This is a genomic window from Levilactobacillus senmaizukei DSM 21775 = NBRC 103853 (assembly GCF_001592085.1).
Taxonomy (GTDB): Bacteria; Bacillota; Bacilli; order Lactobacillales; family Lactobacillaceae; genus Levilactobacillus; species Levilactobacillus senmaizukei.
In genome coordinates this window covers 18,884-44,322 of record NZ_BCWD01000001.1, presented here as the reverse complement: position 1 = coordinate 44,322, position 25,439 = coordinate 18,884, and the positions used below count along the sequence as shown (strand labels likewise).

General features: G+C 50.5%; 24 protein-coding genes. 16 read left to right on the top strand and 8 right to left on the bottom strand.

Annotation, left to right across the window (positions count from 1 at the left end):
- Positions 1-11 precede the first annotated feature (11 nt).
- Entirely contained in the window at positions 12-803 is a 792-nt protein-coding gene (locus LSE01S_RS00215) for an electron transfer flavoprotein subunit beta/FixA family protein (protein WP_061775615.1), read from the bottom strand.
- 10 nt (positions 804-813) lie between these two features.
- Complete coding sequence (locus LSE01S_RS00210) at positions 814-1,935, bottom strand: acyl-CoA dehydrogenase family protein (protein ID WP_061775614.1); 1,122 nt, start codon at positions 1,933-1,935, stop codon at positions 814-816.
- Positions 1,936-2,229: 294 nt separating this feature from the next.
- Between LSE01S_RS00210 and LSE01S_RS00205 the strand changes: the two genes are divergently transcribed.
- The 8 genes from LSE01S_RS00205 (at position 2,230) to LSE01S_RS00170 (ending at position 11,979) form a co-directional block, all read left to right on the top strand.
- Positions 2,230-3,252, top strand: coding sequence for an aldose epimerase family protein (locus LSE01S_RS00205; protein ID WP_061775613.1), 1,023 nt, complete (start codon positions 2,230-2,232; stop codon positions 3,250-3,252).
- A gap of 14 nt (positions 3,253-3,266) precedes the next feature.
- On the top strand, positions 3,267-5,000 hold the full coding sequence (locus LSE01S_RS00200) for a phospho-sugar mutase (RefSeq protein WP_061775612.1): 1,734 nt from the start codon (positions 3,267-3,269) through the stop codon (positions 4,998-5,000).
- Between the two features lie 286 nt (positions 5,001-5,286).
- The gene (locus LSE01S_RS00195) at positions 5,287-5,532 is read left to right on the top strand and encodes a hypothetical protein (RefSeq protein ID WP_061775611.1); all 246 of its coding nucleotides are present in this window, start codon (positions 5,287-5,289) and stop codon (positions 5,530-5,532) included.
- A gap of 51 nt (positions 5,533-5,583) precedes the next feature.
- Positions 5,584-6,996, top strand: coding sequence for a glycoside-pentoside-hexuronide (GPH):cation symporter (locus tag LSE01S_RS00190; protein WP_061775610.1), 1,413 nt, complete (start codon positions 5,584-5,586; stop codon positions 6,994-6,996).
- A gap of 149 nt (positions 6,997-7,145) precedes the next feature.
- Complete coding sequence (locus LSE01S_RS00185) at positions 7,146-8,315, top strand: galactokinase (protein WP_061775609.1); 1,170 nt, start codon at positions 7,146-7,148, stop codon at positions 8,313-8,315.
- A 169-nt stretch (positions 8,316-8,484) separates the two neighbouring features.
- The gene (gene galE / locus LSE01S_RS00180) at positions 8,485-9,492 is read left to right on the top strand and encodes a UDP-glucose 4-epimerase GalE (RefSeq protein ID WP_061775608.1); all 1,008 of its coding nucleotides are present in this window, start codon (positions 8,485-8,487) and stop codon (positions 9,490-9,492) included.
- Positions 9,492-10,955, top strand: coding sequence for a UDP-glucose--hexose-1-phosphate uridylyltransferase (locus LSE01S_RS00175; RefSeq protein WP_061775607.1), 1,464 nt, complete (start codon positions 9,492-9,494; stop codon positions 10,953-10,955). The genes galE and LSE01S_RS00175 overlap by 1 nt, the downstream gene beginning before the upstream one ends.
- Before the next feature lie 22 nt (positions 10,956-10,977).
- Positions 10,978-11,979, top strand: a complete 1,002-nt coding sequence (locus LSE01S_RS00170; protein WP_061775606.1) for a LacI family DNA-binding transcriptional regulator — start codon at positions 10,978-10,980, stop codon at positions 11,977-11,979.
- A gap of 65 nt (positions 11,980-12,044) precedes the next feature.
- Here the strand turns inward: LSE01S_RS00170 and LSE01S_RS00165 are convergent, their stop codons facing one another.
- Positions 12,045-12,512 (bottom strand): MarR family winged helix-turn-helix transcriptional regulator, encoded by a 468-nt coding sequence (locus tag LSE01S_RS00165; RefSeq protein WP_061775605.1) that lies wholly within the window; start codon positions 12,510-12,512, stop codon positions 12,045-12,047.
- Positions 12,513-12,618: 106 nt separating this feature from the next.
- Here LSE01S_RS00165 and LSE01S_RS00160 point away from each other — a divergent pair, with 106 nt between their 5' ends.
- Positions 12,619-13,131 carry a DUF2798 domain-containing protein gene (locus LSE01S_RS00160; RefSeq protein WP_061775604.1) on the top strand — a complete coding sequence of 171 codons (513 nt, stop codon included), beginning with the start codon at positions 12,619-12,621 and terminating at the stop codon, positions 13,129-13,131.
- Between the two features lie 223 nt (positions 13,132-13,354).
- On the opposite strand, the gene LSE01S_RS00155 is transcribed toward LSE01S_RS00160, so the two are convergent.
- The 3 genes from LSE01S_RS00155 to LSE01S_RS00145 form a co-directional block, all read right to left on the bottom strand.
- Positions 13,355-15,313, bottom strand: a complete 1,959-nt coding sequence (locus LSE01S_RS00155; RefSeq protein ID WP_061775603.1) for a M13 family metallopeptidase — start codon at positions 15,311-15,313, stop codon at positions 13,355-13,357.
- Positions 15,314-15,438: 125 nt separating this feature from the next.
- Positions 15,439-15,942, bottom strand: a complete 504-nt coding sequence (locus LSE01S_RS00150; protein ID WP_061775602.1) for a MarR family transcriptional regulator — start codon at positions 15,940-15,942, stop codon at positions 15,439-15,441.
- A 237-nt stretch (positions 15,943-16,179) separates the two neighbouring features.
- Entirely contained in the window at positions 16,180-17,064 is an 885-nt protein-coding gene (locus LSE01S_RS00145) for a hypothetical protein (RefSeq protein WP_061775601.1), read from the bottom strand.
- Between the two features lie 189 nt (positions 17,065-17,253).
- On the opposite strand from LSE01S_RS00145, the gene LSE01S_RS00140 reads away from it, so the two are divergent.
- The 5 genes from LSE01S_RS00140 to LSE01S_RS00120 all read left to right on the top strand — a co-directional run bounded on the left by LSE01S_RS00140 (position 17,254) and on the right by LSE01S_RS00120 (position 21,872).
- A complete protein-coding gene (locus LSE01S_RS00140) occupies positions 17,254-17,679 on the top strand; it encodes a universal stress protein (protein ID WP_061775600.1) in 426 nt (141 codons plus the stop codon).
- Between the two features lie 400 nt (positions 17,680-18,079).
- On the top strand, positions 18,080-19,195 hold the full coding sequence (locus tag LSE01S_RS00135) for a YibE/F family protein (RefSeq protein WP_061775599.1): 1,116 nt from the start codon (positions 18,080-18,082) through the stop codon (positions 19,193-19,195).
- Entirely contained in the window at positions 19,192-19,974 is a 783-nt protein-coding gene (locus LSE01S_RS00130) for a YibE/F family protein (protein WP_061775598.1), read from the top strand. Before LSE01S_RS00135 ends, LSE01S_RS00130 begins: the two co-directional genes overlap by 4 nt.
- A gap of 13 nt (positions 19,975-19,987) precedes the next feature.
- A complete protein-coding gene (pdxR, locus tag LSE01S_RS00125) occupies positions 19,988-21,373 on the top strand; it encodes a MocR-like pyridoxine biosynthesis transcription factor PdxR (protein WP_061775597.1) in 1,386 nt (461 codons plus the stop codon).
- A gap of 79 nt (positions 21,374-21,452) precedes the next feature.
- Positions 21,453-21,872, top strand: coding sequence for a GNAT family N-acetyltransferase (locus tag LSE01S_RS00120; RefSeq protein WP_061775596.1), 420 nt, complete (start codon positions 21,453-21,455; stop codon positions 21,870-21,872).
- Between the two features lie 80 nt (positions 21,873-21,952).
- Here LSE01S_RS00120 and LSE01S_RS00115 read toward each other — a convergent pair whose 3' ends face one another.
- Positions 21,953-22,954: a peptidoglycan recognition protein family protein gene (locus tag LSE01S_RS00115; protein ID WP_169790363.1), complete on the bottom strand. Its 1,002-nt coding sequence runs from the start codon at positions 22,952-22,954 to the stop codon at positions 21,953-21,955.
- A 305-nt stretch (positions 22,955-23,259) separates the two neighbouring features.
- Positions 23,260-23,748, bottom strand: a complete 489-nt coding sequence (locus tag LSE01S_RS00110; protein ID WP_061775594.1) for a Fur family transcriptional regulator — start codon at positions 23,746-23,748, stop codon at positions 23,260-23,262.
- A 281-nt stretch (positions 23,749-24,029) separates the two neighbouring features.
- Here LSE01S_RS00110 and LSE01S_RS00105 point away from each other — a divergent pair, with 281 nt between their 5' ends.
- Both LSE01S_RS00105 and LSE01S_RS00100 read left to right on the top strand, forming a co-directional pair.
- Positions 24,030-24,716: a VIT1/CCC1 transporter family protein gene (locus tag LSE01S_RS00105; RefSeq protein ID WP_061775593.1), complete on the top strand. Its 687-nt coding sequence runs from the start codon at positions 24,030-24,032 to the stop codon at positions 24,714-24,716.
- A 12-nt stretch (positions 24,717-24,728) separates the two neighbouring features.
- Positions 24,729-25,436, top strand: coding sequence for a VIT1/CCC1 transporter family protein (locus LSE01S_RS00100; protein WP_061775592.1), 708 nt, complete (start codon positions 24,729-24,731; stop codon positions 25,434-25,436).
- Positions 25,437-25,439 lie beyond the last annotated feature (3 nt).

Genomic DNA, 25,439 nt, shown 5'->3' with positions numbered 1-25,439 from the left:
GTGCTTCCTCCTTAAATTAATTGCCGGCCCTTGAGCGCCGTGATCAGTTGGCTAGCAGCCTCGGCAGGCGTGCCGTCGAGCTTGGTGAGTTCCCGCTTGACGGGTTCCGGGGCGTAAACTTTCGTAACAATGGTGGGCGATCCAGCCTGACCTAAACGTGTGTCGTCAAGGTCTAAGTCGTCGTGGTGCCAGGTGGTCAGAGGTTTGTCGAAGCTCAGTTGGATGTTTCGTGGTGTTGGGTAACGGGGCGTGTTTAACTCGCTCCGGACGCTAACGACCGCTGGTAGTTGCGCGACCAAGGTTTGCTTGGTGTCTTCCAACAACCGTTCGGCGGTAACTTCATTATCACCGCTCAGGCGCAGACTGGCCGCGTAGGTGATTTGTGGTTGTTGTAGAAATTCGGCCACAATGGGGCCCACTTGGCCGGTGTCGGCGTCGACGGCTTGGCGGCCGAAGAGGATCAGATCGGCATCGCCAATCTTCTTGAGGGCTTGGGCAATTACATAACCGGTGGCCAGCGTGTCGGCACCGGCGAAGGCGCGATCGGACAGAAGGTAGCCTTCGTCGGCACCCATGGCCATGCCTTCACGTAGGGATTCGGCATAGTCATCGGGTCCCATCGTCAGTAGGGCAACCTGTACGTCATCGCGACTATCCTTAAGGTCCAGGGCGAGTTCAATCGCGTTCTTGTCAAAGGGATTCATAACGCCAGCTAGACCGCGGCGATCCAGGTTATGGGTCACGGGGTCAATGGTGACATCGTTGGTTTCGGGAACTTGTTTGATACAAACCACAATTTTCATGGGGAACCTCCTATTTATTAAATTCGGCGGTGGCAATCGCGGACCGCATCTTCTCAACGGTTCCTTCGGCGATTTCCATGGCCCGGGCGTCACGGATCAAGTGTTCAACGGGATATTCCCGACTGTAACCATAGCCGGCGAGGATTTGTAAGGTGTCGTCACCGGCGGCTACAGCGGCTCGTGAGCCGTGGGCCTTTGCCATGGCGGCTTCTTCACTGTATGGTTGGCCCGCAGCCTTTAATTGGGCCGCTTTTTCAAATAATAATTTCGTTGTTTCTTTGCGCATCGCGATGTCGGCAACCTTACGATGGGTGACCTGCAGGGCGGTCAGGGGTTGATCGCCGGCCTTACGTTCTTTGGCGTAGTCAGTGGCAATCTTCAGTTCATGTTCCATGATACCGGTCAGCACGGCGCCCATTAGGATTCGGGCGTCATCGTGGGCGGAGTCGCCGATTCGGCCGCCGTCGCCGACCTTACCCAATAGGTGGTCGTTATCGACAATGATGTGATCCATCACGATTTCACCGACGGGCGTCCCGCGAAGGCCAATGAAGTCTTCCCGTTTCCCGAATGAAAAGCCGGGCATGTCTTGGTCAACGACGAAGACGGAGAGCTCATGTGGGGCAGTCTTGACCAGTACACAGTAAACTTGGGCCAGGCCACCGTTCGTGATCATGATTTTATCCCCGTTTAAGACCCAGTGATCACCTTCACGAGTTGCCGTCGAACCGATCCCCATCGGGTTGGAACCACCGCTGGCTTCAGTCATCGAGAAGGCAAAGATCCGGTCGTTAGCAGAGGGCAACAGTTGTTGTTGCAAGGCTGGTGTCCCAAACTTCAGAATTTGGTCGATGGTCTTAAAGTGACCTTCCAGCGTGACGGCCGTGCTGGCGTTGCCGCGGGCAATGTGGTTCAAGGCCGCAGCGGTCACTTCAGGACCGAAGCCGGCACCCCCAAATTCTTGGGGCAACATCATGCCTAAGAATCCGGTATCCGTTAGTTTTTGAATAAAGCCAGCGGGAAAGTCGCCCGCGGCGTCCATGGGCATATCTTCTGGACTGATTTCGCGTTCAGTATAGTCGTCGACCATTTGAAGCAAGAGCTTCTCGGCGGCTGCAGTAGTAGATGGCATTATAGTTCCTCCTTATATCAAGCGTCAGTAATTTGTGTAATGCTGAACGATTCGCAAGTAGTATAGCGAATAATCAATTGATAAGTCCAGAGAAATCACGGGGGTTGCGAATACTCATTATTCCATTATCGTATATTTGCCATTCCTGATAAATATGGACTGATAAAAAGCGGGGTGGTCGCGGTGGCTGGGGCCGAAGCTAACTTTTCTACAAAAATTTTACTAAAAATTGGTACATTTCCTTCGAGTATTATACAATGAAACCGGATTCTTAATTTTGGAGGTGCGCGATTTATGGAAATTACTGAAAGCGCTGCCGGGACATTACACCAGCAGGCGGTTAAAAAGTACGTGTTAACCAATCAACAAGGCACGCGGGTGGCGATTCTCACCTGGGGCGCAACCTTGCAAGAGTTTAGTGTCGTGGAAGATGGTAAACGTCATCAATTAGTTGTGCATCAACCCAATTTAACTGACTACGATCATAATCCCTTCTACCTGTGCCAAACTTTAGGCCGGGTAGCTGGACGGATTGCCGGTGCGCAATTTGACTTAGATGGTAAGACGGTCCACTTGGATGCCAACGAAGATCCCAATGCTAGTCACGGGGGACCACATGGTTTTACCTTTGTGAACTGGGAGGCAACGACTACTAAGACGGCGGACACGGCCAGCGTCATCTTGACGCATACCGCGACGGAAGCCGACGACAAGTATCCTGGGACTATGGACGCCAAGGTGACCTTTACGCTATCCGAAGAAAATCACCTCGACATTCAATTCGATGCCAAGAGTGATGCGACGACGTTGTTTAATCCAACGGTTCACAGCTACTTCAACGTCACAGATGATCAATACAGCCTGGACGACCAGTGGTTGAAGTTGAGTGGCGACAAGCGCCTGGTCTTAGACCAAGCCAAGATCCCTACGGGGGAAATGGTTGCCACCGCCGGAACCGGGTATGATTTCAGTCACCCACGAACCATCAAGGATGGGCTGGACCAACTGCATAAGACGGGGCAAGTCGAATACGATGATGCCTTCGTCGTGCGTCCAAGTAAAGATGAACCCATCGCCGAGGTTGGTGACAAGGCTGGTCACCGGACGGTTTCCGTCTTCTCCGATCGGAACGCCTTAGTGGTCTTCACGGCCAACGCCACCGATCCTAAACGGGCCGAGAAACATGATTACAATGCCCTGGCCATGGAGGCCCAAACCTTACCGGATGCCATTCACCACGAGGACTTTGGCGACGTGATTCTACCAGCCAATCAACCGGTCACACACTGGATTAGCTATCAATACGAACGGAAATAAGAGGAGAGATTTTAATGAGTTGGCAAGATAATTATCAAGTTTGGCAAGCACAACCAACGATGATTCCTTACATTAAAGGTGAATTAGCCGCGATTGCCGGCGACGATGATGCCCTGAAGGCCGCCTTCACGGCCCCTATGAGTTTTGGGACCGCCGGTATGCGGGGGATCATGGGCCCCGGAATTGGCCAAATGAACGTTTACACGGTTCGGCAAGCTACGGAAGGGGTTGCCCGCTACCTGGACACCCTGGATGACGCGACGAAGCAACGTGGGGTCGCCATTAGCTTCGACTCCCGGTACCACTCTAATGAGTTTGCGCACGAGGCAGCCCATGTCTTAGGTGCTCACGGGATTCCTAGTTTCGTGTTTGATGACTTACGGCCAACGCCAGAGTTGTCGTTTGCGGTCCGTCATTTACACACGGCAATGGGCATCATGATTACCGCCAGTCACAACCCCAAGCAATACAACGGGTACAAGATTTATGGCCCTGATGGTGGGCAAATGCCACCTAAGGTGTCCGACATGATCACGACGTTTGTCCGTTCCGCCAAGGATGTCTTTGGCATTGCGGTGGCTGACGAACAAAAGCTACGGGCCGACCACCGGTTGACCATCATTGGCGAAGACGTTGATCAACCTTATTTGGAACAAGTTGAATCTGTCACGATTAACCATGACTTGGTGGCTAAGGTGGGGAAGACCATGAAGTTGATCTACACGCCACTGCATGGGACTGGTAAGGTAATTGGTGAGCGGGCCTTACGGGGCGCCGGCTTCGAGAACTTTACCATGGTTCCCGAACAAGCCATCGCCGATCCTGAATTCCCAACGGTGCCATTCCCGAACCCTGAGTTCGCCCAAGCCTTCGACATGGCGATCGCGTTAGGGAAGAAAGAGGGCGCCGACCTCTTGGTTGCCACCGATCCCGATGCCGACCGTTTAGGAGCCGCCGTTCGTCAACCGAATGGGGACTATCAACTGTTGACAGGAAACCAAATTGCGTCCATTTTGTTGGCCTACATCTTGAAGGCCCGCAAGGCCGCTGGCCAGTTACCGGCCGACGGGCGCGTGGTGAAGTCCATCGTTTCCACCGAATTAGCCACCAAGATTGCGGCAGCTTATGGGGTAGAGATGAAGAACGTCTTGACTGGGTTTAAGTTTATTGCCGAACAAATCCACCAATACGAGACCAATCACGACCACACGTTCCTCTTTGGCTTCGAAGAGAGCTACGGATACCTGATCAAACCATTTGTTCGTGACAAGGATGCCATCCAATCGACAGTACTCCTGGCCGAAGTTGCGGCGGACTACAAGGAACGGGGGATGACCCTGTACGATGGGATCGAAGAACTCTATGCGACCTATGGTTACTCAGCCGAAAAGACCACGTTTGAAGAATTCCCTGGTGTTGACGGGGCCGATCAGATGGCACACTTGATGAGTGAGTTCCGTGACAATGCTCCGAGAGACTTTGCTGGAACGGCTATCACCGCCGTGGAAGACTTTGCGACGAGTGTGAAGACCGCTGCGGATGGCACCACCAGCAAGATTGACTTACCACAAGCCAACGTCTTGAAGTACTGGCTCGCCGATGAGACCTGGATCTGCATTCGACCTTCAGGGACCGAGCCTAAGGTTAAGTTCTATATCGGGACCAGTGCAAAGACGGATGCCGCTGCGCAAGCCCAATTAGCGATGTATGAAAAGGCCTTAAAGGCGTATGTCAATTCAGTTGAATAGCTGAGTGAAAACATTTCACCGGTAAGTGAAAAACGCTTACCGGTGATTTTTTGTTTTCATTTATAAATATTGTTTACTAAAAAAGTTATGGCCACAGGACAACCGGTTGCAACGTGACAACTAGTACTTATAACAGAACATTTTGTGTTAAAACGCACAAAAATTGCGGTTGCAATTTTGCTGAAGAGTCCTAGAATGACATATGTAAAGCGCTTACATTTTAGTAAAAGCGCAACAAGTTTTACCGATCCTATAAATAACAATTGGGAAGACGAGGTGTTTTGCAATGGCAAAGAAAAACGAAAAGATTACGTTAGATCCAGAGGCGTTCGCAGCGGCAGTCCTTGGAGGGAACGAGCAACGGCCAGATGAGGCGAATAAGCTCTACATCAAGCGTCAGTTGACCCTTTACCTTGAGGCAACCCTGTTAGCCCAAGATTTTAACGAACTGGAAGAGTCACAATTTGATATGGCGAAGTCCCAACAACGAGAAGCCGTCTTATCGAAAATCATTGAACACCGTTATCACTAATACATATAACGGCATAAGACGGAGTTTCCGTTGAAAGGTGTGGAGGAAAAAATGATTAAGCAGTATCTCTCATATGCTTTAGGGGCGTTCGGTCATGATGCGTTCTACGCGACCCTGAATACTTATTTTGCTATTTTTGTTACCAGTGCCTTATTCGTTGGCAAGGGTGCGGCTGCTGAAGCCGGTATCGTTACCACGATGGTGGTGGTTATTCGTTTAATTGAAATTGCGTTTGACCCAATGATTGGTGGGATGGTTGATAACACCAATACCAAGGTTGGGAAGTTCAAACCCTGGATTTTGGCTGGGGCGATCGTTAGTTCCGTTGGGATTATCCTGATGTTCTCCAGTCTCTTCGGTTTGGCGGACAGCAACACATCCATTTACTTCCTGGTATTTGGGATTGTCTTCGTCATCATGGATATCTTCTATTCATTCAAAGACATTGCCTTTTGGTCCATGTTACCTGCCTTGAGTGTTGATTCTAAGACGCGGAATAAGTTCGGGACGATTGGTCGTTTCGGTTCTACGTTAGGTTCTCAAGGGGTGATCATCGTTGTTACCCCATTAGTCGTTTACTTCTCACAAATGTTCTCTGGGTCTCACGGAGATACGCAAACTCGGGCCGGCTGGTTAGGCTTTGCCATCGTCATCGGGGCCGTTTCATTTTTAGGGGCTCTGGCGACTTACTTTGGGACCAAGGAGCAGACGAGTTTGATTCGGGAAAACACCGAACAAACGCGGTTCCGCGATGTGTTCAAGGTTATCGGGGAAAACGATCAACTGATGTGGTTGGCGTTCTCGTACCTGTTATTTGCCTTAAGCTACGTGGTTACCAACTCACTCCTGATTTACTACTTCCGTTACGTCATTGGTAACGCCGGTGCCTACAGTCTGGTCGGGGTAATTACCGCCATCTTAGGGATTCTTTCCGTACCACTGTTCCCAACCATCGTGGCTAAGATTACGCGGAAGGGTGTCTACATTGGTGGGATTTGCATGATGTTAATTGGTTACGTCTTGTTCATGTTTGCGGGGACCAACACCATCATGATGTACATTGCCGATGCTATCTTCTTCTTCCCATACCCAATGATCTTCTTGGCGGCCTTGATGACCATCACCGATAGTGTTGAATATGGTCAATACAAGAACGGCACTCGTAATGAATCCGTTACCTTGTCCGTCCGGCCACTGATTGATAAGTTGGCCGGGGCCTTCTCAACGGGGATCGTGGTTATCGCCGCCGTCCACTCTGGGATGACCGGGGATGCCAAGCCTAGTGACATTACGGCTCACGGGATGTTTATCTTCCATTCCTTCATCTTCTATATGCCGATGATCTTATTGATTGTGGCGGCCTTGATTTACCAATTCAAGATTACCTTGTCTGAAAAGAAGCACGCTGAAATCGTGCGCGAATTGGAAAAGAAATTGGAAACTGAAAAGGCTGAAGCTAAATAAACTGGTTTTTCACAAGGCCGCAGGTGATATGAGCCTGCGGCCTTTATTTAAAAGGAAAGAAAGCGCTTTAAAAAGTTGTTGACAAGCATCGCTGAAGCGCCTATGATAATGGTAAAAGTTTTACTAAAACTACGAAGGAGTTAATAGCCATGGATTATGCTACCCTTGCATCTGAATATCAAGAACAGTTTAACGTCGCACCAGAACGGGTCTTCTTTGCCCCCGGTCGGATTAACCTGATTGGTGAATACACCGACTTCAACGGCGGCCACGTCTTTCCGGCCGCTATCAGCATGGGCACCTACGCTGCCTACTCAGCTCGGGACGACCGCGAATTCCGCGTTTACTCAGCTAATGTGCCAGATGCCGGGGTCTTAACCTTCTCTCTGGACAACTTGACCTTCGACAAAGCTGACAACTGGGCCAACTACCTGAAGGGGATGCTGTTCGAACTGGCTAAGCAAGACTTAACCATCGACCATGGCTTCGACCTCTATGTTCACGGGAACTTACCAGATGCTTCCGGCTTGTCCTCATCTGCCTCGATGGAAATGTTGATGGGCGAGATTTTGCATGTCGGTTACGATATGAAGTTGGATGAAGTTGAAATGGTCAAGGTCGGCCAACAAGTTGAAAATGATTACTTCGGTTTGAACACCGGGATCATGGACCAATTTGCCATTGGCATGGGGAAGAAAGACCAAGCCATCCTGTTGGACACCAACACCATGGACTACGAATACGCCCCCCTAGACTTGGGCGATAACGTTGTGGTGATCATGAACACGAAGAAGCGGCGGGAGCTGACCGATTCCAAGTACAACGAACGGCGGGCTCAATGTGAAGAAGCCCTGCGTCGCTTACAAACGAAGCTGGACATCAAGACGCTGGGCGACTTGAACGAAGATGAGTTTGACCAAAATGCTTATCTGATTAACGATGAGACCTTAATCAAGCGGGCCCGTCACGCGGTCTTCGAAAATCAACGGACGTTGAAGGCCTTCGATGCGTTACAAAAGGGTGACATGCAGAGCTTCGGTCACTTGGTCAACGCCTCACACATTTCCTTACATTATGACTTTGCCGTAACGGGTAAGGAATTGGATACGTTGGTTGAAACGGCTTGGGAACAACCGGGTGTCTTGGGTGCCCGGATGACCGGTGCTGGCTTCGGTGGCTGTGCGATTGCCATCGTCAACAAGCACAACGTTAAGGACTTTGAGGCTAAGGTTGGCAAGGTTTACGAAGATACGATTGGTTATCCAGCCGAATTCTACGTCGCCGAGATTGCCGATGGCCCTTCAGAATTAACCAAGTAATTTAACTTTCAAGTCAAGAATGGCTGGCGGAATTGGGTCAACGTTGTGTGAGTAACTCCGCTGCGTGTGACCTGATCGCCGGCCATTTTTGGTTGAGAGACGGGCCTACAAGATTTTAGTTAATTAGCGTAAAATAAAGACGTAAAGACATAAGAGGAGGAATTGAACAATGACAGTTTTAGTATTAGGTGGTGCCGGTTACATCGGTTCTCACGCCGTTGATCGTTTAATCGAAAAAGGTTATGACGTTGCCGTTGTCGACAACTTAGTCACTGGCCATCGGGCAGCCGTTAATAGCAAGGCCCGGTTCTACGAAGGTGACGTTCACGATCAAAAATTCTTGAACGACGTGTTTGATAAGGAAGACATCGAAGGCGTGATGCACTTCGCTGCCTTCTCAATTGTCCCCGAATCGATGGAAAAGCCATTGAAGTACTTCGACAACAACACGGCTGGCATGGTTTCCTTACTGGAAGTCATGAACAAGCACAACGTTAAGCGGATTGTCTTCTCTTCAACGGCCGCAACGTACGGCGAACCTAAGCAAATTCCAATTAAGGAAACCGATCCCCAAATTCCAACGAACCCTTATGGTGAAAGCAAGCTGATGATGGAAAAGATCATGCACTGGTCTGACGAAGCTTACGGTATCAAATTTATCGCGTTGCGGTACTTCAACGTTGCCGGGGCTAAGGAAGACGGGAGTATTGGTGAAGACCACCATCCAGAAACCCACTTGATTCCAATCATCTTGCAGGTTGCTGCTGGCGAACGCAAGGAGTTATCCATCTTCGGCAGTGATTACCCAACCAAGGATGGGACCAATGTGCGAGATTACGTCCACGTCGTTGACCTGGTCGATGCCCACATCTTGGCCTTAGAATACTTGAAGGCCGGTCACGACAGCGATGCCTTTAACCTCGGTTCTTCAACTGGCTTCTCTAATAAGGAAATGTTGGAAGCCGCTCGCAAGGTCACAGGTAAGGAAATTCCAGCCAAGATGGCACCTCGTCGTGCCGGTGACCCAAGTACCCTGATTGCCGCCAGTGACAAGGCTCGTAAGGTCCTGAACTGGCAACCGCAATTTGATAACGTGGAAGACATCATTCGCACGGCGTGGAACTGGAAGCAAACGCATCCACAAGGCTATGCTGACCGGACTGAGGAGACGAAGTAATGACTGAAGACACGATTCAAACCTTTATCGATGCCGTCGTGGCATCGCCAGCACCTTATACGGAGTTGGATCGGCAGTATGTGACCAACCGGATCTTTGCCCTCATTGGTGATGGCCAAGCCGAGGCTGCCACTAGCAATGAACCGATCGATCTGGTTAATGCCATGATTCAAACGGCGATCAATCACGGTAAAATTGAGGATTCTGCGAGTCCTAAAGAAATCTTGGAGTCGCAACTGATGGATCTGATGACGCCACTACCATCCGCCTTAAATCGTGGCTTCTGGGATCGGTATCAAAAGAGTCCCAGTGCGGCAACCGACTGGTTTTATCAATTAAGTCAAAAGAACAATTACATTAAGACCCGTAACATTGCTAAAAACGTGGTCTTTCCTGCCAAGACACCGGCCGGTGAGTTAGAGATCACCATCAACCTGTCGAAGCCAGAAAAGGACCCAAAGGCCATTGCTGCCGCGTTGAAACAGAAGTCGACCAGTTATCCTTTGGACCAACTGTGCATGACGAACGAAGGCTACTTGGGTCGCTTGGGCTATCCCGCCCGCAGCAATCACCGGATTATCCGAATGATGCTGGGCGGCGAAACCTGGGGCTTCCAATACTCCCCATACGCCTACTTCTCAGAGCACGCGATCTTCTTGGCCCAGGAACACCGACCAATGCTGATCAACCAGCATACCTTCACCAACTTGTTGGAAATTGTTCGGCAATTCCCAACCTACTTTGTTGGGAGTAACGCCGACCTGCCAATCGTTGGGGGCTCGATGCTCACACACGACCATTACCAAGGTGGGAAGCACGACTTTCCAATGATGAAGGCGCCGGTTGACCGCGCGATCGACCTGGGCGTTGCCGGTGTCGCTGCCGGTGTTGTGGATTGGCCAATGACGGATATTCGCTTGACCGGGAGTCAACCGGAACCCCTCATCACCGCTGCCACAAAGATTTTAAACAGTTGGATTGACTACTCCGATGAGTCGGTCGATGTTCGAGCCTACACGGATGACACGCGCCATCACACGGTGACGCCGATTGCCTACCGGAAGGGTGACGACTACGTTTTGGATATTGTCCTGCGAGACAATCAAACGTCCACGACTTATCCTGATGGGATTTTCCATCCGCACCAGGATGTGCAACACATCAAAAAGGAAAACATTGGCCTGATTGAAGTCATGGGTCGAGCCATTTTACCCGCTCGACTGAAGGCCGAAATGGCCGAGGTCACGAAGTACTTGTTGGACGAACCCAATGAGATGGCGGACATGCACCAGGCCTGGGCCGATCAGATTAAGCGAGACCACCAGTTGACGGCAGAGAACGTCACTGAGGTCTTACACCAAGCGATTGGGAACGTCTTTGCCCGAGTCCTGGCCGATGCCGGGGTCTTCAAGCGTGACACCGCCGGTCAAGCCGCCTTGGATAAGTTTATTGCCCAAATTTAGTTGGAAAGGGAAGTGAGGAATCATCGCAGCTACGTTGAAAGATATTGCCCAAACAGTCGGGGTGTCCTTGGCGACGGTTTCTCGCGTCCTCAACTATGATCGGACCTTGTCCGTGAGCGAGTCTACTCGGAAGCAAATCTTCGAGGTGGCCGAGCGGTTGAACTATTCTAAGTTCAAGCGGCGGCCGGTTCCTGTGACCAAGGAATTAAAGATTGCCATTGTGCAATGGTATTCCAAGACCAAGGAACTGGATGACTTGTACTACATGTCGATTCGCTTAGGCCTCGAGAAACGATGTGAGGAACGCCACTTCTTGGCCACACGAACTTTCCACAGTGATCTGAGCTCCATCGATGCCGATGTTGATGCGATTATCGCGATTGGAAAGTTTAGCGCCCAGCAGGTCACAGCGATGGCTCAACTCACGCCAAATCTAGTCTTTGTGGACCAAGACCAGCTGGCGGAGGGCTACGATAGTGTGGTGACCGACTTCGATATTGCCGTGAAGCAGGTCATCGATGGGTTTTGGGCGGCCGGCCAGCGACGGATTGGCTTGTTGTATGGGACTGAGTGGACCACGGATGAAAAGTTGGCGGTCATCGACCCACGGTATCTGGCCTTCAAACACGAGATGGAAGACCACGGGGCGTTTGATCCCGCACTGGTCTTCTCCGGTGACTATACCAATCAGTCCGGTTACGAGGCCATGATGACGGCCATTAAGCAATTTGGTTCGGATTTACCCGCAGCCTTCTTTGTGACCAATGATCCCATGGCAGCCGGGGCGCTCAAGGCCCTGCATGAACAGGGAATTGCTGTTCCCCAGCGGGTGAGTGTCATGAGCTTTAACGATACTACCATCGCCAAGTTCGTTTTTCCTGAGTTGAGCAGCGTTCACGTGGACACTGAGCTCTTAGGTAGCGCAGCCGTAGACTTGGTGGCCGACCGATATAACAACGGACGGACCACGCCCCAGCGGATGACGATCGGGACTAAGATCGTGAAGCGAGACAGCACGAAATAACTTCGATGAACAAATCAAAGGATCGAGACAAAAATTAGTCTCGATCCTTTTTATTGTGGCTGTTTTTAATGAATTGATGAATCTTTTTCGGAAGCTTGCCGTTTCTGGACGGCCAGCCGGTCGGCCTGGTGGCCCCATTCGGCCAGATGGCCATAGGTGGCCAGGACGTCGGCTTCAGGAGTGGTTGTGAGGACTTCTTGCCAGATACTCGTCATGATAGTCCGAACGGCTACCGCGGTCTCCTGGCCCGTCTGGGTGAGGGTAATCCAGGTGATTCGATGATCAGCTGTGTCGGCTTGGCGGGTAATGTAGCCAGCCGCTTCCAGTCGGGTCATTTCACGACTGACCAGGCCCTTATTAATGACCAGCTCATTTGAGAGTTGTTTAGCGGTAATGTGGTCATGCTCACTGATGAAGAGGAGAAAGTTGGCATTCGTGGTGCTCAATGCCGGGAAGTCTAGTTCATGACTAATCATGGTTTGAAATCGCCGGTGTAGGATGCCAATGATTTTGCTGAGTTGTGTGATTTCCATAGGAACACCGTCCTTTGCGCCTTAGTATAGCATATAGTTGACAATTAAACTAATCAGCGTATACTAAACAAATAGTTGCCTTATCAACTGAATAGGAGATCTTAAAGTGAATTCAAAGCAAAGATTATTATTTTCGATTACAATGACGACGATTATGGCGAGTGTTATGAGCTGGTTAGGCATGGCGAAGAGTACGGGAATCAATTTGGCGTTTTGGCGGGCCTATGCCACGAGCATTCTGCCAACGTTGGCGTTTGCCATCATGTGGAACGTGTTGGTGGCCTCGAATGTGGCCAAGCTGATGATTAAGTTGGGTACTCGTAAACTAACAGACGAGGCAGAAATCATCACGCGGAGTGGCACGATTCGTAGTTGGACCATGATTTCTGTGATGTGTTTCACCATGAGCACGTTGGCCCTGGTCGTTAATGGAGAGTTATTCGCGATGACACCGGTGACCTTCATCCTCGCCTTCTTTGGGGACTTCACGATGGCGTTCTTTGTCCGGGGGATGTTTGTGATGCCCCTGGTCAAGCGAATGGTGCTGGGGACGCCTAAGACGGTTCAGATTATTTCTGAAGAGGAAGCCGAAGAAAACGTTGAGGCCGCGGCTGAATAGCTTAGCCAGAAATTCCTAACATGAACTAAACTGGCAGTGTAAGTGGCCAGCTAAACAAAATTAAAGGAGTCGCTATCGTCTAGGAAAAGACGATAGCGACTCCTTTTTTCGTGCAATTGAGGATAACTAGTTGGCTAGCGCAGACTCGTAAGTTTGTGAATGACCATCAATCAGAGCCGTCGGCGACCTTACCTGGAGGACGAAGGCGGACCATGGAATGAGTCTACCAGATCTTAACTCGGTCGGCAGGAGCCAGGTACATGGCATCGTCGGGTTGCACGTTAAACGTGGTGTAGAAGTCATCAAGGTTCTTGACCTGCACGTTAGCCCGCAGCTTGGCTGGTGCGTGAACGTCGATCGACAATAGGAGCTGCATGTATTCCGTCGTAGCCTTCATCCGCCAGACATTGGCCCAGTTGATGAAGAAGGCTCGGAGGTCGACGTCATCGGCTGACTTGGCAGCCTCGAGCGCACAGCTCAGACCACCGGCGTCGGCAATGTTTTCGGAAACAGTGAGCTTTCCGTTGACCTTTTGGCCGGCAAATTCGATCCCATTGAATTCGTTGATCATGGCTTTAGCCAAGCCTTGGAAGTGTTCCAAGTCGGCATCCGTCCACCAGTTGTTCAGGTTCCCAAATTCGTCGAACTGTGAACCATTATTGTCAAATGCGTGGGAAATTTCGTGGGCGATCACGGCCCCGATTCCGCCGTAGTTGGCACTGCTGGATTGGTCCAAACTGTAGAATGGCGCCTGTAAGATAGCCGCCGGGAAGACAATTTCGTTGTTGGATGGGGAGTAGTAGGCATTAACCGTGTTGGCACTCATGTCCCAACGTTCACGATCGACGGGTTTGCCCCAGTGACCGTAGTAGTTTTGGATGGCAACTTCACTGATGGCTTGTAGGTTATCGAACAGCGACTTGTCTGGATCAACCCGGTATTTGCGGTAGAGTGGGTCAATTTCGTCAGGGTAGCCGACCTTAATGGTTAGCTTCTGGAGCTTGGTGATGGCCTTTTCACTGGTGGCGGTGCTGAGCCAGTCGTTGGCCTTTAACCGTTGTTGGTAAACGTGGGTCATCTTCAAGACCATCTTGCGGACGTCGGCCTTGGCGGCTTCACCAAAATATTTACGACCGTAGTAGTCCCCAACCACTTGGGAGAAGGTTCCGGTAGCGAGATAGAAGGCGGCTTTTTCTTTGGAGCGAGCCTGTTTTTGGCCGGACAGTGCGCGCCGATAGGTCCCACCGACTTGACGGAATTCTTCCGTGAGGGCACCGGTACCATCGAAGACGGTCTTGACCATCATCCAGTGTTTGATCAGCTCAAAGTTGGCGGGGGTGATCAGGTCATTGGTCGCATCGAAGAAGATCGGTTGCGGTAGGATAGCCTGTTCAGGCACGTCACCTAATAGGGCCTGGATGGTCCCAGTTAAGTCCAAATGGCTGACTTGCTTAGCCACGGCGCTGGTGTCACGTGGGTTATAGACCTTTACATAATCCGCCGCCTCTTCGGATGACTTAACGTGGGGGGCAATTTGGGCGTCGAAGGCCTTGGCATCTGCCACGATCTGGTGGGCGTCGTCGGTTGAGTAGCCCAACATTCCTAATAGTTTTTCGGCGGTACTGGTGAAGATTGGCATTAGTTGGGCCGCCGCCTGATTGCCTTTCTCGTAGTAGGTCTTGTCTGGTAAGAAGAGGTTCGGGGCATCCAGATATAGGGCGTAGTTGCTCGTGTCCTTCATATCGGGTTCCACGCCAAAGTCAATCGGCGTTGGTAAGCCAACCTTGATGAAGTCGACCAAATGACGGTTCAAATCGTCGAGATCGGTTAAGGCCGTGATCCGGTCGAGATAGGGCTTCAGGGGTGCCGTTCCGGTGGCCTCACGTTGCTGGAAGTCGTTGGCTTGGGCATAGAGCCGCTTGAAGGCAGCCATTTCATCGTTGGCCGGCATTAATTTTCCAGTCAAGAGATCACGGAAGTCGCTCATTAGAGTCTTTTCGATGTTATCAACCAAATCCATAAACCCACCGGTTGACGCGTGGTCGCCGGGAATGGTGGCTTGGTCGGCCCAGGCGCCATTAACGGCGTCATATAAGTCTTGAGTCAGTTGCTGGTCGTTGACTGGAAAGTCCTTGGTGGCCCCTCCAGCTGCTGTATCAGACGTAAAATGATTAAGTCGCATACGAAATCCTCCTAAAATTTGTGTGATTACTAAAAGACTAACCCATTTGTGAAGAAAAAGGAATTTTTTTGACGGTGACGACACGAAAAAAGAGCTGAGAAGATCTCAACTCTTTTTAGCTGGCTTTAGTCATCACCCAGAGCCCGTTTTTTAGCGCTGATGACTGGCCGGTGAAACTTCGGCCGCGTCCGGTCCCAGGTCGCAATGTTGGCTTGGTATTGGGTGAAGAAAGCGTTGATGTCTTCGGAAGTCAGGCTGCTAGGAATTTCTTCCCAGGCTTCGGCACTTTGAAGAAAGGCTTGGCGGATGTCGCGTTCCACGTTGGTCCCCTTGGTGGTCAACCGGAGATACTTAACCCGGCGGTCATCCAACTTGGCTTCTTGTTCCACAAATCCGTCGAGCAGTAGTGCTCGGAGCTTACGAGCAGCCGCCGAACGAGTGGTACGAGTGGAATCGGCCAATTCACTCAACGTGATGTTGCGTTGTTCATGAATTTGTTTTAGAAGTAAATATTGTTCAAAACTGACTGAGTACTGACTGGTAATCTGTTCTGCGGCGTTGATCAGGACGCGAAAAATTTCGCGGTATTGCCGCAAGAACGCTTCAAACACGCGATCTTCATTCTGCATATTAACTCCCCCTGGAAATGCATATTCTGTTGAGTGTCACGAAGTTGGCCGGGTTAATGGCGGCGGGTCTTCATGACCTCAGCATACCGTCATTATGCGGCCTGACCAGTGGGGATAAAAATGATTGTGCTCGCGCACATTGGGTTAGGATAAGTCAGCTTGTTTTCTAAATGGTCGGTGGATCGGAATATAGCGCATATAAAAAGCCGACAACGATGTGTCGGCAGGGGTACAGCGTTATTTTGTCATGTAAATATAGAGGTGGTCGGTGGAGAAGCCCACGTTGAAGCGAACCCCATTGGAGTGAATGGTCTTCGTGGTCGTGGAGGAACTGTTCTTTTTGGCATCCTTCATAACTTTTTCGAATTGCTGCATGACGCTCTTGGGCTTCGTCCCCAAGGCGTTGCCAAGTAAAGCGAAGGTCGTGATGAATTTCTTCTGGCCGGTCTTAGTCTTCATTTCCTTGGTCGGGACCAAGAGGGCTAATCCCATTAAATGGCCATCCTGAACGTTTCCCCGAATCGTGGTGTACTTGGTGGTTGCGAGGTTATGCAAGCCAGTGGTTGTGGTTGTTGGGAGCAGATCGTCTTTGGCCTGCTTTTTAGCCGTAGCCAGGCGCTGTTGTAACTTCTGACCGGCCACTTTTTGTTGTTGAACGGCTACGGCGGCTGCCGCTGGATCGGTTTGCGCGAGGGCCGCTAATTTTTTCTTGGTTGCGGCCTGGTTAGCCTGGGCACTCTGCAATTGTTTCTGCGTCTTGGCGGGCAGGTAGCTGGCCGTGGCCATTTGGTTGTAACTAGTGGCAATCTTCTGGTAGTTGCCTAATGCCGCCACCTGCTTGACCGTAACGGTTTTGTGGGCGGCCCCGGCGGTAATCTTGACAGTTTGATCTTTAGTTGCCGCGGGAACTTGGAAGAAGTAGGTACCGCCGTTCAGGTTAGCCCGTTGGCTGGCGCCATTATCGATCCGGTAGGTGACGTGTTTGGCCGCAGCCTGTCCCTTGATGACAGCGGTCAACGCGGTCGGCTGGTAGCTTTGGTGATTAGTGGTTAATTGATTGTTCGAGCAGCCGGCAAGGGTAAGCGTCAGCAGGCCGCCGAAAACAAGTAGTAGCTTTTTCATATTAGATCCATCCCTTGGTCAGTAATTTACTTGGTTCATCTTACCACAAACTACTTGCTAATCGGGTAATGAGACTCATCCATTTCTTTTGCCAGTTAACTGGCGAGAATCCTTGCTAGTCAAGCAAAAATTGGTATGATAAGAATAAGTAAGTGGATGAGCTGAGCTGAACTGAAGGGAAGGGATCGCATGTATGAACGGATTTTAGTACCCACCGACGGCAGTAAGAATGCCCACGCGGCGGTCAAGGAAGCCATTGCCTTAGCCAAGGTTTTAGGATCGGAACTTTTCATTGTGGCCGTGGCCACGGACCAGAGCTATAACCACTATGGGGCTAAATTTGGTGGCGAAATCATGGACCATTTCAGGGAAGAAGCGGCCGGTTATCTGAAGGATGCGGCTGATGAAGCTCGTGAAGCGGGTGTCAAGGCCAGCACGAGTTTTAAAGTTGGGCTGCCGAAGCCAACGATTGCCCAAGTTCTGCCCGAGGACTTCGATACCAGTTTAACGGTGATCGGGCGGTCCGGTTCCCACGGGATCGGACGGGCCATCATGGGGGCGACGACAACCTACGTGGTTCAACATTCCGATACGAACGTCTTAGTAGTCGATTAAAAATTAACGAAAAAAGAAGCACTGACCCGTAGGTCAATGCTTCTTTTTGGTATAGGCGTCAGACTACTTCTTGTTCTTTAACCAACGTTGTAAGTCTGAAATTTCGTCGCGGCGCTTCCGGTCCTTTTTACGGTTAACCTTCCGGCGGCCTTGAACGCCATTTGGATGTGCTTTTTTCATTAGTAAACCCTCACTTAATTAAAATAACAATCGACTGTTATTCTACTGGTTTTCTACGGGAATTGCAAGGGGGTCCACCGTTTTCGTGGTAAATGACGGAATGACAGTCCGTGGTGAGCAAGGCTTTACTGTGATTTGGTTAAAAATTTTTGGTGAGGAAAAATCCCCCGTTTGAGAGTGGTATATTGGGCATATGAGTAATTAGAAAGGGACGAAGCATGTGCAATTCTTGAAAACACGACCCGGCCGCATCTGGACCTGGGTATTAGCCCTCGTGCTGGGATTCTTGTTGGTATGGGGAACGCAGCACGACGCGGCGTTGTATCACGACCCCATCATGCGAGTGACGCAGGTTCAAACCGGTCGACGCGCCACGATGACCGATGATTTTCACAATCACGATACGCAGATTACCCAGAAGTTGACGGGGGTCATTTTAAATGGTCAACACCGGGGCCGGCGATTAACGATTAGCAACACGTATTCACGGTCGCGAGCCATGGATCAGCGTTACCGCCGAGGAAGTCAGTTGTTCGTGGTGATTCATAACCACAGCCGGTCGAAGTTGACAGCTACCGCGAAGGACTTGAAGCGTGACACGACACTAGTCTTCATGATCTGGTTGGTCGTTGCACTCTTACTCTTAATTCTTCAATTCAGTGGGTTGATGGCCTTTCTTAGTGTGGCCGCCAACGGGGTGTTATTTTACATCGCCATCCTTATTAATGGTTCGACCCAAGGAGCCCAGGTCCTCTGGATCTTCGGCAGCTTGGCGGTCGTCTTTGCGGCCCTGACCCTCTGGCTAGTCATTGGGACGAACCGGCAAATGTTGATCACCTTGGCCACGACGATTGGGGGCACCATGGTGGCGCTGGTTATTGGCTTACTGGTCTTTCACTTTACCCATGAACGGGGCGTTACCTATGAATCAATGCAATATGTGACCCAACTCCCCCGGCCCTTATTCTTGGCGGAAACGTTGCTGGGATCACTGGGAGCGGTCATGGATGAGTCAACCGATATTATTTCCTCGCTTTTCGCCTTGAAACGGGAGCGCCCGGAATTAACGGCGGGGCAAGTCTTCAAGTCCGGCCGGCAGATTGGGAGCACCATCATGGGACCGCTGATTAACGTCTTGTTCTTTATCTTCGTGGCGGATACTTTCCCGATGGCGATGTTGTTTCTAAAGAACGGCAATAGCTGGGGGTATACCTTCACGATGAACATGTCCCTCGGGGTCGTCCAGAGCCTGATTAGCGGGATTGGTATCGTGTTAGCCGTCCCGTTAGCCAGCTACTTGGCCAGTCGATTCATGGAAAAGCGGGTGATTAAATGAGTGCGATTACCGTTTTAGGTCTCATTTTATTAATTTTAATGATTTTAGTTGGCGGCAAGGCGGGGGCCCAGTCGTTCCTAGCACTGTTACTGAACTTTGGCTTGCTATTCCTGGCGATTGTCCTGGTGGCCTTTCACTTTTCACCGTTGATCGTGACGCTGGTCGTGGGGCTACTGGTATTAGCACTAACCATCTTTATGAGCAGTGGGGATGACCTATCCAGTACCGTGGCCTTCATTGCTTCGGCGGTTGTGCTGGTGGCGCTGGTCTGCTTGATTGTTCCAGTTGAACAATGGGGCCTGGTTCAGGGGTTTGGCCCCGAAGATAGCGAGGACTTGGAAGGTCTATCGGTGCTGGTAGGGATTAACTTTGTTCAGGTTACCACCGCCACTGCCATTTTAAGTACCCTAGGAGCCATTGCGGAGGCTGCCATGGCCATTGCCGCTGGACTGAGTGAAATCCTCCAGCAGCACCCGCAAGTGGCCATCAGTGACCTCTACCAGGAAGGTATCCTGGTGGGTAAGCAGATTATCGGGACGACATTTAATACCCTATTCTTCGGTTTCTTTGGGGGCTTCTTGGCGTTGTTCATCTGGTTTACCGGCGTTCACTATTCTTTTGGTGAAATCTTTAACGATAAAATTTTTGTCTCAGAAATTTTGATGATTCTGTTTGCGATGATCAGTGTGATCCTGACCGTGCCAATTACAACGTGGGTGATGACCCGCGCAGTGAGCCGTCAGCGACGGCATCCGGTCCGGTCAACGGATGATCAATAGGAGTTGAAGGGTAATGTACTATTTAAAGACAACGGCGTCCGCACCACTCTATGAGCAACTGACCAGCCAAATGAAGGCCGCGGTTCACCGTGGTGAATTGGTCGGGCAGCTGCCTTCGATTCGGTCCTTGGCAGACGAGCTCAAGGTCTCCAAGGGGACGGTTGAGAATGCTTATGAATTATTGGTTGCGGAGGATTTAGTCGAGAATCGGCCACAACAAGGCTTCTTCGTTAAGACCGCGGTGGCGTTACAAGACGTCAGTGAACACGACCGTGACTTGGCCCAACCAGATTTTGACTTCTCTCTCCAATACGCCTCTTCAATGTTGGAAACCCATGCCAAGAGTGCCTGGAAGCGGTCGTTGAATACAGCCATTCAGTCGCAGTTTGACCGGATTGCCAAGACGGCCATTCGACGGCAAGGTTCAATTGAGCTCCGGGAAGAAATCGTCAAGTTACTGGCCCGCCAACGGGGAATTCATTGCGATCCAGATCAGGTGATTGTGACCACTGGGAGTACCGAGTCCCTGACAGTGGTCAACCAGATCGTTCGGGGCTGGTTGCAGCATCCAGTCACGTTGGGGATTGAGGACCCGGGTTATCGTAACGCATACGAGACCTTGAAACGCCAAGGCGTTCACCTGGTGCCCATTCCGGTGACCGCAACGGCCGGGATCGTGGTTGACCGTGTGGCAGAAGCCCCGTTGGATTTGGTCTACGTGACCCCATCACATCAGTTTCCTCTAGGGGCACCGTTAGCCGTCGACCAGCGCCGGCGACTGTTGCAAATCATGGCGGCCAAGCAGGGGTTGGTAGTCGAGGACGATTATGATAGTGAGTTCTCGGTCTTAAGCAAACCCGTGCCAGCCTTGAAGGCATTGGCGCCCGATCAGGTGATCTATCTGAGTGGTTTTTCCAAAACGATTTCATCTGATTTGCGGTTAAGCTTTATCGTCCTGCCGCCGAAATTACTGCCAACTTATCACCGGTTGTTCGAGTACGAGAGTAGTTCGGTCTCGTATATTGCCCAGGCAGCCACGACCGACTTTATTCGATCGGGGGCTTACAGCCGACATATTCGCCGGTCGTTACAAATGAATCGCCAGAAATATGACCTGTTGAAGGACCGACTGACGCCGTTTGTCAATCGGGGATTATTAGCGGCCCGGTTTGGCGAGGCGGGGATTCATATCGTCTTCCACCTGTGTAACGTCACGAATATTGCCCCATTTGAAAGAGCGTTAGCCCGGCACCATCTGTACCTGCGGGCAATGGATCGGTGCTGGTTCACTCAGGTTAAGCCGGGGTATTACATCATTGGGTTTGCTCATTTCTCTAAGGCGGAATTCAATCAGGGCTTATCAAAGCTGGTTGCGATTCTCAACACATTGTCCGTTTAAATTTGATCAGAACTGTCACTTTTCGCAGGTCACGGATTGCCTATACTTAAGGTAATCTAACGGATAGGAAGGCGACATCATGATTGAATACAAAGTGGATAAGATGCTGGACGTGGCAACCTTTAAGGATTTAATTCTCAGGGCTAAGATTCACCGGCAGACCAACGACGATGCAAAATTACAGCGCATGTTGGACAATGCTAATTACCTCTTTACGGCCTGGGACGGGGACCAAGTTGTGGGTTATACCCGTGGTCTAACCGACTATGCGGACGCCGTTTACGTGGCCGACTTGGCGGTTGATGAACATTACCGTTATCAAGGCATCGGTCGGCACCTGCTTGAACTCGTGGACCAAGAGGTCGGGCATAGTATCCATTCGGTTCTCTTCGCATCGGAATTAGCCAAAGACTTCTATGCTAAGATTGGTTACACCAAGGATCCCCGCGGGTACGTCAAGAATCCCGTTCATCTTGATCCAGATGACTGGACCGTTTAAACATTAACTAGCCCAAAAAGGCCGCCTGAGTAATTCTCAGGCGACCTTATTTTTAACTAATGATTTGGGGTGGTGACGATTTAGTTGCTGGAACTGGCAGATGTCGTGTCTTGAGCATCCTCAATATCGGTTAAGTTACCAGCGTATACCCAGTAACGAGTCTTGCTGGTGGTGTCAGTAGCCGGCTTGATCCGGTACCAAGTTGTCCCGTTGCTCTTCTTACCGACCATGTCGATGCTGTAGGTCTTGCCAACCTTAGGCGCAATCTTGGACCAACTTTGACGCTTAGCGTTCTTGTTGGCACCCTTAAGATGGTTGTACAGATAGTACTTCGTGTACTTGCTGCTCAACTTAGCTTGTTGGTTAACGGACGTGTAAGTTGCGGTCATTAACTTGGTGTGCTTCGTGTTCATCTCGTTGTAGTACTTCTTAACCATCTGGTAGAAGGCGGCCATGTTGTAAGACTGACCGAAGTATTTCTTACCAGCAGAAGAGTAGTAGCCAACGGGATCGGTATGAGTCGACCCACCGAGCTTATGCGCAACGGCCTTATGAGACCAAACCGTCCCTTTGTAATCATAGGCGGCGTCGTTAGGCTTCAGGTTGTACTTGTTTAACAGGTAAGCCGTGTACCAGGAAGCGTTAGCAATTTCGTGGGCAAAGGCCGACTTGCTGTGAACCTCGACCTGTTCGAATTGAACATAACGAGCGTTTCCAGGGTAACCAACCCCCCAAGCCAGGTAGTCCGTGTTAGCGATGTTGATGATCCGGGAACCATCGACGAAACTGTGCACGAAGGCGTTGTTGTAGTTGCGCTTCATGTAGGCAATTTCGTTGTAAATGGTTGAGGAAGGGTTCGCGGTTTCGTGAACGACCACCCCTTCTGGTTTAGCCTTACCATGACGGTATTTATTCTTAGGGAAACCACTCCAAACGGACTTGGTTACCTTAGCAGGCTTAATCTTCTTGCTATTAATATAGTTGTTGACCTTGGAACTACTTGCTGATGCCGTGGTCGTGGACATCCCGATAAAACCAGCAGCCCCCAGTGTGGCCAGTACGGTTAAAACAATTTTTTGCATCTTCACCCTGATCATCCCTCAAATCTTTCTTGTCATTTGACAACCGTCCGTTAGACCGTTGCCTATTCGATATTATTCGTTATCAACTATAAACATTATTGTGGCCCACGACAACCGGCCTGACGGCATTTTCGTGTAATATTACGCCGATTATAACGAGCCTAATGGGCTTTGTTCGGCGTGTTTTCAAATAGATTAAAACTTCACGACACCTGTAATCTCCTTGTAATATGCTGGGTGCAGGTCATTTTCTTCCCAATTTCCAATCAAAAAGCGTCTGGCCGGGGCCACACGCTTGAGTCGAGCTATTCCGGTTGTGACCAGGTTTGTCGAGCCGGGTCGATATGCAGCTTTTGTTGGCATTCGGGGCAGAGCCCATAGACTTCGACGTGGTTACTGGTAATCAGGTAGCCCGTCTGCTCACTGGCTTGGTCATTTAGGGACCGTTCAATTTCCGCAAAGTTAGGCGCGAAGACGTCGGTAATTTTGCCGCAGTTTTCGCAGATCACATGGTAGTGGGGCCGACCATAGAAATCATAGCGCAAACCACCGTTATCATTGGGTAACTCGATGACGATACCAAGGTCCACCAGAAGATTTAGGGTGTTATAAACCGTGGCCATGCTGAGATTGGGGAGCTCGTCTGCCAATGACGTAAAGATCGTCTCGACTGCCGGGTGGTTATGGTGGGTGACCAGGTAGGTTAAGATGACCCTTCGTTGGGGGGTGACCCGCACGTGATGTGACTTTAACGTTTGCAAGGCTTGATTTAACAATTGTTTCTGACTAGCCAAGGTTATCCCTCCTTATTTGTAATCGCTCTAGTTTGTATCTATTAAACCACTTTTTTAGAATACTTCCAGTTTTATGATTGATCATTGGTAAAAATTAGCGTTAACAAAGAATTAATGGTGGATGGTTTACATTTAACTAGAAATTGAGTACAATGGCCTCGTTAAGCAATTAAGAATGATTCTAAAGTGATGGTTAAAGTTAGATAAGCCAAACTTTTATCTCCATGTGTGTTAACATGGACTTGGTGCGATAGGCACCATGATTTCGGGGGCGAAAGAGTATGAAGAAGAATAAGAAGCAGGCAACACTGGCACAGCGAATCAACGTGTTGCGGGCAAGTGTGATGGGGGCCAACGATGGTATCCTATCCGTTGCTGGGATCGTGGTTGGTGTGGCTGGCGCCGCCACTAGTAGTTATGCCATCTTTATTTCGGGGATTGCGGGGATGATTGCCGGCACCGTCTCGATGGCGATGGGGGAATATGTCTCGGTGAACACCCAGAAGGATGCCCAACGTAAAGCGATTGAAACGCAGACGATTGCGCTGGATAACGATTATGAAGGGGAGGCCAACTTCATTCGTCGTAAGTATGTCGCCACGGGGATCAAGCCCGAATTGGCTGAACAAGCAACGAAGGAAATGATGACGAAGGATCCCCTGAAGGCGACGGTCAGAGAACGTTTTGGGTTCAACGTTGGCGAATATACCAACCCGTTTTCGGCAGCAATTGCGTCAATGATCTCATTTCCAACCGGGTCAATCTTGCCTTTGGTCTCCATCAGTCTCTTACCGCGTCAATGGCGGGTTGTTGGGACCTTTGCGGCCGTCGTTATTGCCTTGTCAATCACCGGCTACGTGGCGGCAATCTTGGGTAATGCCAACCGGCGCAATGGGACGGCACGTAACGTGATCGCCGGCATCTTGACGATGTTAGTGACCTATGGCATCGGACACTTATTCGCTTAGGGGGCGGTCGTTATGGCAGAGAATGAAAAAATACAAGTAAAAAAAGCTAAGCAACATCAAACCATGGATGAACGCCTGAATACCTTGCGGGCCGGTGTGCTCGGGTCAAATGACGGTATTCTAACCGTTGTTGGGGTCTTGTTCAGTGTGGCCGCGGCAACCACCAATCAATTTACCATTTTCATTGCTGGGCTAGCCGACCTCTTGGCCTGTGCCTTCTCCATGGCTTCAGGGGAATACGCTTCCGTCAGCACACAGAAGGATACAGAAAAGGCTGCTGTCGCTAAGGAAGCAGCGCTGTTGAAGACTAATTATGCCGATCAATTGGCCGCCGTTCGTCATTTTTATGAAGAACGTGGGGTGACCACGGCAACCGCCGAAGCGATCGCGGAAGACTTAATGAATAAGGACGCCCTGGGAACGGTCGTCAACGTGAAGGAAGACATTCAGCTGGGACACTACATGAATCCCTGGGATGCGGCCTTTTCATCCCTGTTTGCGGCGGCACTAGGAGGCACCTTCCCCCTGGTTGCCATGACCATCTTCCCGGCGGCGACGCAGTGGCCCGCCACCATTGTGGCCGTGTTATTGTCGGTCACATTAACCGGGTATCTCAGCGCCAAGTTGGGTCACGGGTTAGTTAAAACGGCCATTATTCGTAATGTCATTGTGGGAATTATTACCATGTTTATTCATTACTATGTTGGGCAATTCTTCTAACCG